The 14294-nt window shown below is 70.1% G+C and carries 17 protein-coding genes and 1 tRNA gene; 2 read left to right on the top strand and 16 right to left on the bottom strand.

All coding sequences use genetic code 11. The annotated features are described in order from the left end of the window. Positions 1-9: 9 nt before the first annotated feature. The 8 genes from ACO2TI_RS16710 to ACO2TI_RS16675 all read right to left on the bottom strand — a co-directional run bounded on the left by ACO2TI_RS16710 (position 10) and on the right by ACO2TI_RS16675 (position 7672). Entirely contained in the window at positions 10-507 is a 498-nt protein-coding gene (locus ACO2TI_RS16710; RefSeq protein ID WP_423286042.1) for a winged helix-turn-helix transcriptional regulator, read from the bottom strand. Positions 508-583: 76 nt separating this feature from the next. Then, positions 584-2122, bottom strand: a complete 1539-nt coding sequence (locus ACO2TI_RS16705) for an ABC transporter substrate-binding protein (protein WP_423286041.1) — start codon at positions 2120-2122, stop codon at positions 584-586. 119 nt (positions 2123-2241) lie between these two features. After that, the gene (locus ACO2TI_RS16700) at positions 2242-2961 is read right to left on the bottom strand and encodes a hypothetical protein (protein ID WP_423286040.1); all 720 of its coding nucleotides are present in this window, start codon (positions 2959-2961) and stop codon (positions 2242-2244) included. 1 nt (position 2962) lies between these two features. Further along, positions 2963-3457 carry a hypothetical protein gene (locus ACO2TI_RS16695; protein ID WP_423286039.1) on the bottom strand — a complete coding sequence of 165 codons (495 nt, stop codon included), beginning with the start codon at positions 3455-3457 and terminating at the stop codon, positions 2963-2965. Beyond that, the gene (locus ACO2TI_RS16690) at positions 3454-4059 is read right to left on the bottom strand and encodes a hypothetical protein (protein WP_423286038.1); all 606 of its coding nucleotides are present in this window, start codon (positions 4057-4059) and stop codon (positions 3454-3456) included. Before ACO2TI_RS16690 ends, ACO2TI_RS16695 begins: the two co-directional genes overlap by 4 nt. Beyond that, on the bottom strand, positions 4056-4685 hold the full coding sequence (locus tag ACO2TI_RS16685; protein WP_423286037.1) for a hypothetical protein: 630 nt from the start codon (positions 4683-4685) through the stop codon (positions 4056-4058). Before ACO2TI_RS16685 ends, ACO2TI_RS16690 begins: the two co-directional genes overlap by 4 nt. Next, positions 4685-5461 (bottom strand): MBL fold metallo-hydrolase, encoded by a 777-nt coding sequence (locus tag ACO2TI_RS16680; protein WP_423286036.1) that lies wholly within the window; start codon positions 5459-5461, stop codon positions 4685-4687. Before ACO2TI_RS16680 ends, ACO2TI_RS16685 begins: the two co-directional genes overlap by 1 nt. 165 nt (positions 5462-5626) lie before the next feature. Beyond that, entirely contained in the window at positions 5627-7672 is a 2046-nt protein-coding gene (locus ACO2TI_RS16675) for a sigma-54-dependent Fis family transcriptional regulator (RefSeq protein WP_423286034.1), read from the bottom strand. A gap of 304 nt (positions 7673-7976) precedes the next feature. Here ACO2TI_RS16675 and pedF point away from each other — a divergent pair, with 304 nt between their 5' ends. Together pedF and ACO2TI_RS16665 are read left to right on the top strand one after the other, a co-directional pair. After that, on the top strand, positions 7977-8468 hold the full coding sequence (gene pedF / locus ACO2TI_RS16670; protein ID WP_423286033.1) for a cytochrome c-550 PedF: 492 nt from the start codon (positions 7977-7979) through the stop codon (positions 8466-8468). After that, positions 8465-9298, top strand: a complete 834-nt coding sequence (locus tag ACO2TI_RS16665) for a substrate-binding periplasmic protein (protein ID WP_423286032.1) — start codon at positions 8465-8467, stop codon at positions 9296-9298. The genes pedF and ACO2TI_RS16665 overlap by 4 nt, the downstream gene beginning before the upstream one ends. A gap of 55 nt (positions 9299-9353) precedes the next feature. Here ACO2TI_RS16665 and ACO2TI_RS16660 read toward each other — a convergent pair. From ACO2TI_RS16660 to iscU, 8 genes are all read right to left on the bottom strand, one after another. Beyond that, positions 9354-9428 (bottom strand) — tRNA-Val (locus tag ACO2TI_RS16660). A gap of 58 nt (positions 9429-9486) precedes the next feature. After that, positions 9487-10203 (bottom strand): DNA polymerase III subunit epsilon, encoded by a 717-nt coding sequence (dnaQ, locus tag ACO2TI_RS16655; RefSeq protein ID WP_423286030.1) that lies wholly within the window; start codon positions 10201-10203, stop codon positions 9487-9489. A 1-nt stretch (position 10204) separates the two neighbouring features. Further along, positions 10205-10543, bottom strand: coding sequence for an ISC system 2Fe-2S type ferredoxin (fdx, locus tag ACO2TI_RS16650; protein WP_423286028.1), 339 nt, complete (start codon positions 10541-10543; stop codon positions 10205-10207). A gap of 14 nt (positions 10544-10557) precedes the next feature. Continuing rightward, a complete protein-coding gene (gene hscA, locus ACO2TI_RS16645; protein ID WP_423286026.1) occupies positions 10558-12417 on the bottom strand; it encodes a Fe-S protein assembly chaperone HscA in 1860 nt (619 codons plus the stop codon). Positions 12418-12435: 18 nt separating this feature from the next. Continuing rightward, positions 12436-12969 carry a Fe-S protein assembly co-chaperone HscB gene (gene hscB / locus ACO2TI_RS16640; RefSeq protein WP_423286025.1) on the bottom strand — a complete coding sequence of 178 codons (534 nt, stop codon included), beginning with the start codon at positions 12967-12969 and terminating at the stop codon, positions 12436-12438. Further along, the gene (locus ACO2TI_RS16635; protein ID WP_423286023.1) at positions 12966-13469 is read right to left on the bottom strand and encodes a GNAT family N-acetyltransferase; all 504 of its coding nucleotides are present in this window, start codon (positions 13467-13469) and stop codon (positions 12966-12968) included. The genes hscB and ACO2TI_RS16635 overlap by 4 nt, the downstream gene beginning before the upstream one ends. Before the next feature lie 66 nt (positions 13470-13535). Then, a complete protein-coding gene (gene iscA, locus ACO2TI_RS16630; RefSeq protein ID WP_423286022.1) occupies positions 13536-13859 on the bottom strand; it encodes an iron-sulfur cluster assembly protein IscA in 324 nt (107 codons plus the stop codon). Between the two features lie 22 nt (positions 13860-13881). Then, entirely contained in the window at positions 13882-14274 is a 393-nt protein-coding gene (gene iscU / locus ACO2TI_RS16625; protein ID WP_423286021.1) for a Fe-S cluster assembly scaffold IscU, read from the bottom strand. Positions 14275-14294: the final 20 nt, after the last annotated feature.

Here is a 14294-nt window from a genome sequence, read left to right as displayed (position 1 = left end):
GCCCGCCGCTCAACCCATCCCCAGCATCGCCCGGTTGCGCATCTCGAGCGCGTCGGCCATCTTGGCCGTCGCGCCCGGACCGGGTTCGAGCCGCACGTCGCGCGGGCCGAGGCTGCGCGAGCCGACGCGAACACCAACCGGCTCCACGGGCTTGCCGCTGCGGTGGTCGACGAGCTTGACCGGCGGCTTGTGCCCGCCCCACTTGTCACCCCATTGCAGCAGCGCGACGAGCACCGGATAGAGCTCCTCGCCCTTTCTCGTCAGCCGGTATTCGCTGCGCCGGCCGCTGCCTTCGACCAGCACCTTGTCGAGTATGCCGTCCTCGACAAGGCTGTTCAGCCTGGCCGTCAGCACGTTGCGCGCAATGCCCAGGCGGCGCTGGAAGTCGTCGAAGCGCGTCGTGCCGAGCGTGCACTCGCGCACGATCAAAAGGCTCCACCACTCGCCGACCTGCTCGAGCGCGCGCGCGATCGAGCAGTTCATGCCATCGAAGCTCTTGCGCTGCATGAAGCGCCCCCAACGTAGTTGCTTGATGCAACTTTACGGTGAACGCAAAGTTTCATCAAGCAACTTTTTAGCGACCTCAGTCCATCCGCACCCAGCGCAGGTTCACGGCGTTCCACGGCGTGTGCACCACCTGCACGCCCTCGCGCATGGCCCACGGCAGCATCTGGCGGTGCAAGGGGATCAGGTAGGCGCCTTCGTGGAGCTTGAGAAAAGCCGAGCGGATCATCGCGTTGCGCTTGGCCGCGTCCATCTCGGTCTTGATGGCATCGATCAGGCGGTCGACCTCGGCGTCGGCGAAGCGGCCGGTGTTGAAGCGCCCGTCGCCGCTGGCGGCGTTTTCCGAATGCGCCACCAGCGTGAGGCTGGTCTGCGGATCGCGACCCGCGCCGCCGATGCCCAACAGGAAGAAGCTGACGTCGCGCTTGTCGGTACGCGGCGAGTAGGTGACCATCGGCTCGGCATGCACCGGCGCGCGAATGCCGACCTTCGCCAGCATGGCCGAGACGGCGATGCAGATCTTCTCGTCGTTGACGTAGCGGTTGTTCGGGCAGTCCAGCCGCACCTCGAAGCCTTGCGCATAGCCCGCCTCGGCGAGCAGCTGGCGCGCCAGCGCCGGGTCATACGGATAGCGCGCTTCGGTGTCCGGTCCGCCCGGTCCGGCCGCGAAGGCGATCGAGCCGGCCGGCATCGCCGAGCCGCGCATCACCTTGCTGCGCAGCGCCTCCACGTCGATCGCGCGGTAGAAGGCCAGCCGCACGCGCCGGTCCTTGAAGGGGTTGCGACCCTTGACGCTCGAATAGAGCAGCTCGTCGCGCTGCTGGTCGAACCCGAGGTGGATCACGCGCCACTCGACGCCTTCGACGATCTTCACGCCCTTGTGCGCGCGCAGCCGGTCGATGTCCTGCGGCGGCGGGTCCTGCACCAGGTCGAGTTCGCCCGACAGCAGCGCGGCGATGCGCGTCGGCCCGCTGGCGATCGGCCGGTAGACGACTTCTTCGACATTGCCGTCGACCGTCTTGTCCCAGTAATTGGGGTTGCGGATCAACACGGTGCGCACGCCCGGCTCGTAGCGCTTGAGCATGAAGGCGCCAGTGCCCATGGCGTTGCGCACCGCGAAGGTCTCCTCGCGTTCGGCGTAGGACTGCGGGCGCGCGACGCCGTGCTTCTCGCACCAGGCGCGGCTCATGATCGCGGCCGACAGCAGGTGCTCGAGCAGCACCGGGTTCGGCGCGTCGAGCTCGAACTCGACGGTCAGATCGTCGATCTTGCGAGGCCGGCCGAGCCGTGTCGTCAGCGCGCGGTTGGAGGCGTTGGGATGCTGCGAGCGCAGCACCGAGAAGACCACGTCGTCGGCGGTCAGCGGCGTGCCGTCCTGGAACCTCACGCCCTGGCGCAGGCGAAAGCGCCAGTGCAGCGGGTCGCGGACCTCCCACGACTGCGCCAGCGCGGGCTCGAAGTTCGTGTCCTTGCCACGGCGCACCAGGTGCTCGTAGATCTGGCCTGCGATGTTCTGCGAGAAGCTGTCGGCCGCGGCATGGAAGTCGAAGGTCAGCACGTCGCCGGCCGTGGACCAGCGCAGCGTGCGGTCCGCGGCGTGCAGGAGCGGCACAGCCACCAAGAGCCAGCCGAGCAACGCGGCGCGAACGCAAGAGCCAAACCCACCCAACCCCATGGACGCCTCCCAACGCTTCGCCGGCGATCATAGGTGGCGGCGAGCGCCGCGTTGAACGGCTGCTAGGGGCGCCACGCCTGCAATTCGAGCGTCAGCGTGCCGCCCAGCAGCATCGGCGAGCCCGCGGTCTCCTCGCGACGCAGCTTCACGAGGCCCGCGCCGGGGCAGTACCACTCGGTCGTCACCAGCGGCAGGTCGCGCCATCCGGCCACCGGGTCGACAAAGAGCCGCAGCGTGCCCTGCCCGCGCACGCGCACGCAGCGCTCGAAGCGCCCGGCCGGCACCTCGACGACATCGGCCGTCGACTCGATCGAGTAACGCATCGGCAGCTCGGGATGCTCGTGGCGCACTTCGGGCGGGAAGCCCTGCCGGCGCCGCAGCAGGTAGGGCGAGGTCGTCGCCTGCCATTCGGTGCCGACGGCGATCGGCGTCTTCAGCACGTAGCGCGGCTGCGCGTCGCGCACCGGCTCGGCCTGCAGGTCGTTCTTGCTGGCCACGCGGTAGATGCCGCTCGCATCGCTGCGCAGCCAGTAGTCGACGCCGTCGTCGCTGCGGCGGCGCCAGGCGCGCGCGTCCTCGTAGCTCTCGGGGGCGAGCGTGCGCAGCGTGAGTTCGCGCCGCTCGATGCGCTGGTCTTCCATTTCGGTGACCTGCGCATAGCGCCACTGCGCGCCGGCCGCGAGCGGAAAGAGCTCGTCGCCGGCCGCGCGCGGGCTGCAGCCCTCGATGCCGACCACGGCGAAGCACAGGCTCGCCAGCGAAACGCCCAGCCACGCGCGCACGCTATTTCTCCGGCAGCTGCGGCACCGGCAGGTCGCGGATCTTCACGACCTGCTCGTCGCCGCCGGGGCGCAGCCACGAGAAGCCGCGCGGGCCTGTCTTGGGCTCGGCGCTGCCCAGCTGGCTCACGCCCTGGCGGACCTTCTTCATGCCCTCGTCGAGCAACGCGTGCAGGTCGCGGGCGTAGTCGAGCCGGTAGGCGCGCGGCATCGGCGCCGGCTTGCCGTCCTCGATCGCGTTGACCCAGACGTAGAGCGCACCGGGCGTCGTGCGCCCCGGCTCCTCGATCACCGCGGCCAGCAGCACGAAGCGCTCGGGCAGGCGTTCCTTCGCCGGCAGGCCGCCGATGCGGCGCATCACGTCGTCGGCATGGAAGTAGAAGACCGTCACGCCAAGGACCAGCAGCGCCTTGGCCCAGCGCGGCCAGTGCGACCACAAGAGCGCGAGCGCGAGCAGGAAAGCGAGCGCCGCGGCGCCCAGCAGGATCTCGAGCGTCATAGGCGTTGCACCAGCGACTTGGCCAGGGTGTTGACGTTGGCAACCGAGCCGTCGGGGCGCACCGTGAAGCGCGCCGCGGTAGCCTCGTCGCCCTTGCGCGCGAGCGTGAGCTGGCCGTAGAACACCACGTCGGCGCGCGGATTGACCTTGATGATCGAGACCGTCACCTCGACCGGCTTGCCGTTCTTGCTGTCGAAGTAGTGCACGTTGGCGGTGAACTCGCCCGGCATGACGCCGCGCAGCGTGACGACCTCCTGGTTCAGCGGGTTCACGACCTCGCGGCCGTTGACGACGATCACGTCGTTGGCGAGGCCGCGGTCGTCGCGGTCCAGGTGCATCAGGCCCGCTTCGCGCGCGCGAAACCAGACCTTCTCGCCGTTCGGGTCCTCGACCCAGGTGTCGATGTCGTTGGGGTCGAGGTCGGGCCAGGAGACGTTGACGATGAACTCGGCCTTGCTCGGGATGTCGCCGGTCTTCAGCGCCTTGGGGTTCATCGCCAGCAGCGCGACGATGAAGCAGAACACGAAGGCGATCAGCATGTTGAACAACATGTCGTAGAACGGATCGACCTCCGGGTCGCGCGCATGGCGGGCGCGCCTCACGGGTTTGGCCTCTCGTGGCCGCGATCCGCCATCGCGAGCCGCTGCGCCTCGGCGACGATGCCGTCGGCGAAGCGGTCCAGTCGCGTGAGCTGCAGCCCCAGCACGATGTTGCCGACCAGGCCGACCATCGTCGTCAGCAGCGCAACGCCCAGGCCGGTGGTCAGGCTGCGCAGCAGCTCCTGCGACTGCGCAGCATCGAACTCCTGCAGCCGACCGATCTGCAGCGCGAGGATCGAGAAACCGATCACCTTGCCCAGCAGGCCGAGCTTGAGCTGGATGCCGTTGACCCACCAAGCCGTTTGGTGCGGGCCATGCGTGCGCTCGGTCAGCAGGTCCATCGGCGCCTGCGGGTCGATCGGCCGCGCCGCCAGCGCAGCGCGGTACTCGGCGGTCCACCCGGCGCGCTGGCGCTGCAGCTCCCGCGCGCGTGCGCCGCACCACAGCGTCGCGCCGGCGAACACGGCGATGATCACCGCGGTGATGCCGGTCGGATCGGCCCCGAGCAGGAGCGCCCACACGCCGCGCGCCCCCAGCAGCCAGGTCGCGAACGCGAGCAGGCCGGCCAGCGCGAACCACTCCAGCCACAGCGGCTCGGGCGCCGTGCCGGCGCCGCCGCGCAGCGGCATCACAGCTCGATCTCCATGCCGTCGGCCGCGACCGCGACGCCCAGGCGCGCGAGCCGGTCGGCCTGCGGTGCATCGGCATCGGCGAGCATCACCTTGTGGCGCGCCGGCAAGGCGTCGACCCACTCGACCCAGGCCGGCATGCGGCCCGGGCGCGGGCGCGGGTCGTCGAGCAGCACGCAGTCGCAGCGGCGCATCCACTCGATCTCCTGCGGCCCGGGATGCGCGAGACCCGGCGCGCAGAACACGCTCACGCCGGTTTCGGTGTCGGTGACGACAAGCGCGATGCTGTCACCCACCACCGCGCGCTGCTGCTGCACATGCGGCCACGGCGGCGCCTGCGTCGCCAGCGCGGTGAACTCGATCGTCGGCAGGCCGTCGATGCGAAACGTCGCCTCGCGGCAGTCGCCGGCCACCGGCACCACGCGCCAGTGCACGCCGCAGTAGTGCTGCAGCGCCGGCAGCACCGGTAGGTGGATGCTCAGCTCCTCGAACACCGCCGGCGTGACATAGAGATCGATCGGCGCGCCGCGGCGCAGCGCGAGCAGGCCGCCGACGTGCTCGAGCTGCGGGTCGGTGAGCACGATCGCGCGCACGCTCGGATCGGCGAGGCCCGGCAGGCCTGCGGGCAGGTTGCCGGCGTCGAGCCGCTGCGCGACCGGTGCCGAGACGTTGACGAGCAGCCACTGGCCGGCGCTGCCGAAGGCGATGACGCCGCTGTCGCCGTGGCGACCGTTGGGAGCGCGATGGCGCTCACCGCGCAGGATCAGGACACGCATGCGGGTCCAACTCGCAAATCGTGTGCCGCGCCGTGCCGCCCTCGGCCGAAGGCCGCCGCTCAGGGCAAGGCCCGCCAGGCGCGCCGCCGCCGGTGTTCGCGCGTGACACGCGCGCCGGGGCGGCGTGTCAGGCTGGCACAGGGCGAACCCGCAGCCGGCCCAGGCTCAGGCCGCCCGGTTCCAGCGCAGCTTGCGGTAGATCGTGTTGCGGCTGATGCCCAGGCGCTTGGACGCCTCGGAGATGTTGCCGTTGACCGACTCGAGCGTGCGACGGATCAGCTCGATCTCCTGCTCGCCGAGCGTGGCGTTCGGCAGCGCTGCGGCGCCCGCGTCGGGCTCGGCCGGCGCAACGCTCTCAGGCGCCGCATCGCTCGTCGCGGCGCGGCTCGCGTCGCGCACGGCCGCGTCGGCCTCTTCGAGGAAGTCGTCCGGCAGATGGGCGCGCGTGATGAGGCTGTCGGGCCCGGCCATCACACACGCCGTGCGCAGCACCTGGAACAGCTGGCGCACGTTGCCCGGCCAGCTGTAGCACTCGAACAGCTGCTGCACGTCGCGCGCGAGATGGTGGCGCCGCGGCGAGCCGGAGCCGTCGAGGATGCGGCGCACCAGCGCCGAGAGGTCGCTGCGCTCGCGCAGCGGCGGCAGCCGCACGGCCAGGCCGTTGAGCCGGTAATAGAGGTCTTCGCGGAAAGCCTGCTGCTCGATCATGCCGCGCAGGTTGCGGTGCGTCGCGCAGATGATGGTGACGTCGACCGCGATCGCCTTGTTGCTGCCCAGCGGCGTGACCTGGCGCTCCTGCAGCACGCGCAGCAGGTGGGCCTGCAGCGGCAGCGGCATGTCGCCGATCTCGTCGAGGAAGAGCGTGCCGCCGTTGGCCTGGACGATCTTGCCGGTCTGGCCCTTGCGCCGCGCGCCGGTGAAGGCGCCCTCGTCGTAGCCGAACAGCTCGGCCTCGATCAGCGACTCGGGGATCGACGCGCAATTGACCGCGACGAAGGGCTGCTTGCCGCGCGCCGAATCGGCGTGAATGGCGCGCGCGAGCAGTTCCTTGCCGGTGCCCGTCTCGCCGAGGATGAGGATGGGGATGTCGCGGTCGAGCACGCGGCGGATCTTCTCGATCACGGTGTCGATCTGCGCGTCGCCGGTGCGCAGCTCGGCCAGCGCGGCGGGCTGCGCGGCGCGCGGCACGCTGGCGTCGGCCGCGGGCGCGATGGCGTCGATCACCTGCGCATGCATCGGCTGCGCGTGCATCGGCTGCGGCGAACTGAAGGCGAACCAGTTGCAGCGCACGAAGCCGGCAAAGTGCCGCCCGTTGGGCTGCACGAGGTTCAGCGGCGTCGCGATGCGCGCGCGGCTGTGGTCGGCCAGCTCGGCCAGCGTGGCGCCGAACAACGTCTCGACGGTCTGCATGCGCAGCGTCGCGCCGCTCACACCCAGTTGCTCCAGCGCGCCACGGTTGGCGCCGATGATGCGCCCGTCCTCGCCGATCGCGAGGATGCCTTCCATCAGCGTGCCGATGAATTCGGCGCGGCTGTGGAAATGCAGCCGCATCGCGTGGCTGAAGTCCTCGGTCAGCCAGCGGTTCTCGATCATGCGCGCCGACATGCGCACCAGCGCCAGCGTGTGCTTGTGATAGCTGCGGAAATCGCCCGAGACGTCGAGCACGCCGAGGATGTTGCCGCGCGGATCGAGGATGGGCGCGGCCGAGCAGGTGAGGAACTGGTTGGCGTGCAGGTAGTGCTCGTCGGCATGCACGAGCGTGGGCGTCTCGTCGACCAGCGCGGTGCCGATCGCGTTGGTGCCCTTGGCCTGCTCAGACCAGTTGGCGCCGGGGCGCAGCGCGACCTTGTCGGCACGGTCGAGGAAGTCGTCGTCGCCGACCGCGTGAATGATGGTGCCGCCGGCGTCGGTGAGCAGCACCATGCTCTCGGAGCGTGCGATCTGCTCGCGCAGCATCGACATCACCGGCGCCGCGTGGTCGTGCAGGCGCCGATTGCGCTCCACCGCGATCAGGAAGTCGGGCCGCGCGATGGGCGAGTGGTCGGGGTGCTCGATGCGCGAGACGCCGAGCGCCACGCAGCGCTCGTGCGACTGGACGATGGCCTCGACGTGCTCGGGCTCCGGCAGGCCGTTGCCGGCCAGCGCGGGAGCCCCGAGGTCTTTGCGGCCGTGATACTTCGTCACGGCCCTCGTTGGGGTCGGCGCACGCATGTCTTGTCTCCTCAGCTCCTGGCGCCCGTGCAGGAATCGAGCCTGCCGGTCGGTGCGCCACAGTACAGCGTTCCGTCCCGCGTGACCTGCTGCTTTTCACCGGCTCGGGCCGATCGGGTGCTCCAGATTTGAGCAATCTCAATCGGGCGCTGCTGTTCATGCTAAGCAGAACTGCTGACATCAGGCCTACCGAACAGGCCCGAAAGATCCGTTCGGGCGGTGGCACACGGTTTGCGGTTGGGCGGCTGCGGATGCGCTTCGGCGCGGCCGCGCGAGAGCCCCCTTGCCGAGACGAGACCCGACCATGAAGCCCACGCCTTTCCCCGCCCTTCTGCGCCGCCCGCTTGCCCAGGCCGTGGCGCTCGCCACCGCCTTGCTTGCATCGACTGCGCAGCCGCACGGCGACGTCACGCCGCAGGCGGTCGACACCACCAGCTTGCCGCAGCTCGGCGAGAAATGGCGCGCCGAAAACCCCTACCGCAGCGATGCCGCCGCGATCCGCATCGGCACCTCGGCCTACAACCAGAACTGCGCGCGCTGCCACGGCCTGGAAGCGATCTCCGGCGGCATCGCGCCCGACCTGCGCCGCCTCGACAACGACTGCGTGTCGCTCAAGGACGCCGCCAAGAAGGCGGCCTGCGTGAAGGAGATCGACGACTTCTTCGCCAACACCGTGCGCCACGGCCGCACGCGCAACGGCGCGGTCTACATGCCGCCGTTCGAAGGCACGCTGACCCAGGAAGCGATCTGGTCGATCAAGGCCTACCTCGAAACGCGTCGCGAGAAGCCGCTGTGAACGCGACCCGACGCCAATGCCTGGCCGGCCTGGCCGCGTGCATCGCGGCCCCGGCGTTGCGCGCCCAGACGGAGCCCAGCGCGCTCGAGCGCGTGAAGGCGCGCGGCAGCCTGACGGTGGCCGTGTACCAGGCGATGCCGCCGTTCCATGTCGATGGCCACGGCATCGACGTCGAGCTGGCGCAGGCGCTCGCGCAGTCGCTCGGCGTGAAGCTCTCGCTGATGCCCTTCGCGGCCGGCGAGAACATGGACGACGACCTGCGCAACATGGTCTGGCGCGGCCACTACCTCGGCTTCGGTCCGGCCGACGTGCTGCTGCACGTGCCGGTCGATCGCCCGCTGATGGCGGCCAACCCGAAGGTGCAGATCTTCGGGCCCTACTACCGCGAGTCGGTCATGCTGGCTCGCGACAAGTCGCGCGTGCCCGAGCTTGCCTCGCTCGATGCCCTGAAAGGCCAGACCATCGCGGTGCCAGGCCAGTCGCTCGCCGGCTGGCTGCTGATCGGCGCCGAGGGCGGACGGCTGCGCGAGCAGCTCAAGACGCAGTGGCGCGACGGCACCGAGGCCGCCGCGGCGTTGGCGCGCGGCGAGGTCGGCGTGGCGGCGGGCCACGCCTCCGAGCTGGAAGCGGTGCTGAGCCGCGACGCGCGCTTCGCGATCGAGCCGCTGCCGATGCCACAGGCGCGCAACGGCTGGGCCGTGGGCTGCGCCACGCGGCGCGAGGCCGTCGATCTGTCGCGGGCGCTGCAGGCGGCGATGAACGAGATCGCGGGCAGCGGCGCGCTGAAGGCGATGTTCGAGCGCGCCGGTGTGCGCTGGCGTACGGCCTGAGCGCTCTCGGACCACCCAAAGCAAAACGCCACCCATCGGGTGGCGTTCTTGCGTCTGGTGGGCGGTGCAGGGTTCGAACCTGCGACCCCTGCCGTGTGAAGGCAGTGCTCTACCGCTGAGCTAACCGCCCGGAAATTTGGTCTCCGGGGCCCGGTTTCGCGAACGGGGCCGTCCGCGAAAGCCGCAGATTATGCCACAAGCGAGCGCCAGATCGTCTTGCCGCCGCTGGCCTTGTCGAGCTCGGCCAGCAAGGCCTCGTGCGCCGCGGCCTCCTCGGCCACCGGCTCGATGACCGGCAGCGCAAAGGCCGAGAAATCGACCCTGACGACCTCGATCACGCCGGATGCGCCGCCCGCGTCGCCGCCGGCATCGATGACCAGCGAATCCTGGCCGCGCGTCATGCGCAGGTAGACCTCGGCCAGCAGGCCGGCGTCGAGCAGCGCACCGTGCAGCGTGCGGTTGCTGTTGTCGACCTCGAGGCGCTTGCACAGCGCGTCCAGCGAGTTCGACTTGCCGGGGAACATCTCGCGCGCCATCACGAGGCTGTCTGCCACTCCCGCCACGTGCTCGCGAAACGGCTTGCGGCCGATGCGCTCGAGCTCCGCGTCGAGGAAGGCGACGTCGAAGGCCGCGTTGTGAATGATGATCTCGGCGCCCTCGAGCCACGCCAGCAGCTCGTCGGCGATGGCGGCGAACTTGGGCTTGTCGGCGAGGAACTCGTCGGTCAGGCCGTGGACCTTGACCGCGTCCTCGTGGTTCTTGCGCTCGGGGTTGAGATAGACGTGGAAGTGGCGCTCGCTGTAGCGGCGGTTCACCAGCTCCACGCAGCCGATCTCGATGATGCGGTCGCCGTTCTCGGGGCTCAGTCCCGTGGTTTCGGTGTCGAGGAAAACCTGTCGGCTCATCTCAGTGATTTTCCTTGGCGTGGTTGATCGAGTACTTGGGAATCTCGACCACCAGATCCTGCTGCGCGACGATGGCCTGGCAGCTCAGGCGCGAATTGGGCTCCAGGCCCCAGGCGCGGTCGAGCAGGTCCTCCTCACTCTCGTCCATCTCACCCAGCGAGTTGAAGCCCTCGCGCACGATGACGTGGCAGGTGGTGCAGGCGCAGCTCATGTCGCAGGCGTGCTCGATATTGATGTCGTGTTCGAGCAGCGCCTCGCAGATCGAGGTGCCGGGCGCCGCTTCGATGCTGGCGCCCTCGGGACAGTATTCCGGGTGCGGCAGGATGCGGATCACGGTCATGGCCGAACCTTCCTTCAGACTTCGTCGACGCGGCGGCCGGCCAGCGCGTCATGGATGCCGCGGTTCATGCGTGCGGCGGCAAAGGCTTCGGTGCCGTGGGCAAGCGACTTGACGGCAGCCTCGATCGCCGGCGCGTCGTCGCCGCGGGCGGTGGCTTCGGTCGCGGCGATCAGCGCCTCGATCGCGGCGCGCTCGTCGTCGCCGAGCAGGTCGCCGTCGGCGGACAGCGCCGAGCGCGTGGCCAGCACGAGGCGCTCGGCCTCGACGCGCGCTTCGCGCAGCGCGCGGTCGCGCATGTCCTGCTCGGCAGTCGTGAAGCCCTCTTGCAGCATGCGCGCGATCTCGTCGTCGGCCAGGCCGTAGCTGGGCTTGACCGCGACGCTGGCCTCGACACCCGAGCCCTGCTCGCGCGCGCTGACCGAGAGCAGCCCGTCGGCATCGACCTGGAAGCTCACGCGGATGCGCGCGGCGCCGGCGGCCATCGGGGGGATGCCGCGCAATTCGAAGCGCGCGAGCGAGCGGCAATGCTCGACCTGCTCGCGTTCGCCTTGCACCACGTGCAGCGCGAGCGCCGTCTGGCCGTCCTTGAAGGTGGTGAAGTCCTGCGCGCGCGCGGTGGGGATCGGGCTGTTGCGCGGGATGATGCGCTCGACCAGGCCGCCCATGGTCTCGAGGCCGAGCGACAGCGGCGTCACGTCGAGCAGCAGCAGCTCGCCGTCGGGCGCGTTGCCGGCGAGCTGGTTGGCCTGGATCGCCGCGCCCAGCGCGACGACCTCGTCCGGGTTGAGGTTGGTCAGCGGCGCGCGGCCGAACAACGCGGCCACCGCCTCGCGCACGACGGGCATGCGCGTCGAGCCGCCGACCATCACGATGCCCTGCACCTCGTCCATCGGCACCTTGGCGTCGCGCAGCACGCGCTTGACCGCGGTGATCGTGCGCTCGGTCAGCGGCCGCGTGATCGCGGCGAACTGGCCCGCGCTCACCGCGACGCTCAGCGCGCCGGTGCTCAGGCGCGCCTGCAGCGTGGCGTTGTCGGCCGCGCTCAGCGCCTCTTTCGCGGCGCGCGCGGCCACCAGCACCGCGCGCTTGTCGTGTGGCGTGGCGGCGTTCAGGCCCGTTTCGGCGAGCGCCCAGTCGGCCAGCGCGCGGTCGTAGTCGTCGCCGCCGAGCGCCGAGTCGCCGCCGGTGGCAACGACCTCGAAGACGCCCTTGGCCAGACGCAGCAGCGAAATGTCGAAGGTGCCGCCGCCGAGGTCGTAGACCGCGTAGAGGCCTTCGCTGCCGTGCTCCAGGCCGTAGGCGATCGCCGCGGCGGTGGGCTCGTTGATCAGGCGCAGCACCTCGAGGCCGGCCAGGCGCGCGGCGTCCTTGGTGGCCTGGCGCTGCGCGTCGTCGAAGTAGGCGGGCACCGTGATCACGGCGCCGTAGAGCTCGTCGGTGTCGAAGCTGTCCTCGGCGCGCTGGCGCAGCGACGCGAGGATCTCGGCCGACACCTCGACCGGCGACTTGATGCCGTCGCGCGTTTCGATCGCGACCATGCCGGGCCGGTCGATGAAGCGGTACGGCAGCTTCTCGCGCCCGGCGATGTCGGCGAGCGCGCGGCCCATGAAGCGCTTGACCGAGACCACGGTGTCCTGCGGGTCATCGGCCTGTGCGGCCAGCGCGTCGAAGCCGATCGCGCGGCGCCCGCGCTCGAGAAAGCGCACGGCCGAGGGCAGGATCACGCGGCCTTGCGGGTCGGGCAGGCATTCGGCAACGCCGTGGCGCACGGCGGCCACCAGCGAATGCGTGGTGCCTAGGTCGATGCCCACCGCGATGCGACGCTGGTGCGGGTCCGGCGACTGGCCGGGTTCGGAGATCTGCAGAAGAGCCATGGTGATGCGTTCAGCGCTTCATTGTCCCAGCGCGTCGAGGCGGCGTTCGAGCTCTTCGCCAAAGCGCTCGATGAACATGAGGGCTCTCAGCTCGGCCGCCGCCGCGGGGCCGTCGGCGCGCGTGTCGAGCGCTTCTTCCAGAGCGGCGAAGCGCGCGCGGCGCTCGGCATGGACCTCGTCGACCAGCGCTTCGACGGCGGCCGGGTCGCCAGCCTCGTCGAGCGCCTCGCGCCAGGCCATCTGCTGCATCAGAAAGCTCGCCGGCATGGCCGTGTTGCGCTGCGCGTCGACCGGCGCGCCGAGCAGTTCGCACAGCTCGGCGGCGCGCTGCAGCGGATCGCGCAGCCGGCGATGCGCCTCGTTGACGCGCGTGGCCCACTGCAGCGCAACGCGCTGCGCGGCCGCGCCGGCAGCGGCGTGGCGGTCAGGGTGGACTTCGGCCTGCAGCGCCTTCCAGCGCGCGTCGACCTCGGCGCGATCGAGCGCAAAGCGCCGCGGCAGGCCGAACAGCTCGAAGTCGTCGGCGTCGATGCGAAGCGCAGGCTTGTTCATGCCGCGACGAGCCGCTTCTCGTAGAACAGGCTCAGCCCGTTGTCCGGATAGCCGCCAAACGACGCGCGCAGCACGTAGCCGGCGCGCTCGTACAGCCGGATCGCCTCGTGCTGGTCGCGCCCGGTCTCGAGCGTGGCGATCGCCAGGCCGCGCTCGCGCGCCGCGTCTTCCAGCGCGGCGAGCAGGCGCGCCGCGATGCGCTGCCCGCGCAGCGCCGGATCGACATACATGCGCTTGATCTCGCCATACGGCGCGCCGGCCATCTCAGCCTCGGCCGGCATCGCGCGCACCGCGCCGCAGCCGACGAGCCGCTCGCCCTGCCAGGCGCCGAGGAAAGTGACCTCCGGCTCGAGCAGGGCCTCGATGCCGAGGATGTGGTTGTCCTCGGGCGCGTAGAGGCTGGCGAGATAGGCATCGAGCGCATCGAGCAGCGCGCGCACTTGCGGGTGGTCGGGCCGCGTGGGCCGGAACTCAATCTCGGCAGCAATATCGGTCGACATCATTCGGACGGCTATACAAACAAAAGGCGCGGCTTGCGGCCGCGCCTGGCTCGAACGCACCGCGGGTCAGACGCGGAACGACTCGCCGCAGCCGCAGCGGTCGCGCTCGTTGGGGTTGTTGAAGCGAAAGCCCTCGTTGAGGCCTTCTCGCACGAAGTCGAGCTCGGTGCCCTCGATGTAGGGCAGGCTCTTCGGGTCGACCAGCACCTTGACGCCATGGCCCTCGAAGACCACGTCTTCGGGGGCAATCTCGTCGGCGTACTCGAGCTTGTAGGCCAGGCCCGAGCAGCCGGTGGTCTTGACGCCCAGGCGCACGCCGACGCCCTTGCCGCGCTTGGCAAGGTAGCGGGTCACGTGCCGCGCGGCGGCTTCGGTCAGGCTCACGGCCATCGTCGTTCTGCCTTCGCGTGGGTTACTGCGTGACCGTGTGCTTGGCCTTGTAGTCGCTGACCGCGGCCTTGATCGCGTCTTCCGCAAGGATCGAGCAGTGGATCTTCACCGGCGGCAGCGCCAGCTCGGCAGCGATCTGCGTGTTCTTGATCTCCACGGCCTGGTCGAGCGTCTTGCCCTTGACCCACTCGGTCACCAGCGAGCTCGACGCGATGGCCGAGCCGCAGCCGTAGGTCTTGAAGCGCGCGTCCTCGATCACGCCGGTTTGCGGATTGACCTTGATCTGCAGCTTCATCACGTCGCCGCAGGCGGGCGCGCCGACCATGCCGGTGCCCACCGTTTCGTCACCCTTTTCGAAAGAACCGACATTGCGCGGGTTCTCGTAGTGGTCCACCACTTTTTCGCTGTAGGCCATGAGGTACTCCTGGATGATCG

This window comes from Caldimonas sp. KR1-144, from assembly GCF_049446155.1.
Taxonomy (GTDB): Bacteria; Pseudomonadota; Gammaproteobacteria; order Burkholderiales; family Burkholderiaceae_C; genus Rivibacter.
This window is presented reverse-complemented; position numbering and strand designations above follow the sequence as displayed.

Excerpts from the sequence above, each read along its gene's own strand:
- ACO2TI_RS16710 (WP_423286042.1), bottom strand. The coding sequence starts at position 507 with ATGCAGCGCAAGAGCTTCGATGGCATGAACTGCTCGATCGCGCGCGCG.
- ACO2TI_RS16695 (WP_423286039.1), bottom strand. The coding sequence starts at position 3,457 with ATGACGCTCGAGATCCTGCTGGGCGCCGCGGCGCTCGCTTTCCTGCTC.
- ACO2TI_RS16685 (WP_423286037.1), bottom strand. The coding sequence starts at position 4,685 with ATGCCGCTGCGCGGCGGCGCCGGCACGGCGCCCGAGCCGCTGTGGCTG.
- ACO2TI_RS16680 (WP_423286036.1), bottom strand. The coding sequence starts at position 5,461 with ATGCGTGTCCTGATCCTGCGCGGTGAGCGCCATCGCGCTCCCAACGGT.
- ACO2TI_RS16675 (WP_423286034.1), bottom strand. The coding sequence starts at position 7,672 with ATGCGTGCGCCGACCCCAACGAGGGCCGTGACGAAGTATCACGGCCGC.
- pedF (WP_423286033.1), top strand. The coding sequence starts at position 7,977 with ATGAAGCCCACGCCTTTCCCCGCCCTTCTGCGCCGCCCGCTTGCCCAG.
- dnaQ (WP_423286030.1), bottom strand. The coding sequence starts at position 10,203 with ATGAGCCGACAGGTTTTCCTCGACACCGAAACCACGGGACTGAGCCCC.
- fdx (WP_423286028.1), bottom strand. The coding sequence starts at position 10,543 with ATGACCGTGATCCGCATCCTGCCGCACCCGGAATACTGTCCCGAGGGC.
- hscA (WP_423286026.1), bottom strand. The coding sequence starts at position 12,417 with ATGGCTCTTCTGCAGATCTCCGAACCCGGCCAGTCGCCGGACCCGCAC.
- hscB (WP_423286025.1), bottom strand. The coding sequence starts at position 12,969 with ATGAACAAGCCTGCGCTTCGCATCGACGCCGACGACTTCGAGCTGTTC.
- ACO2TI_RS16635 (WP_423286023.1), bottom strand. The coding sequence starts at position 13,469 with ATGTCGACCGATATTGCTGCCGAGATTGAGTTCCGGCCCACGCGGCCC.
- iscA (WP_423286022.1), bottom strand. The coding sequence starts at position 13,859 with ATGGCCGTGAGCCTGACCGAAGCCGCCGCGCGGCACGTGACCCGCTAC.
- iscU (WP_423286021.1), bottom strand. The coding sequence starts at position 14,274 with ATGGCCTACAGCGAAAAAGTGGTGGACCACTACGAGAACCCGCGCAAT.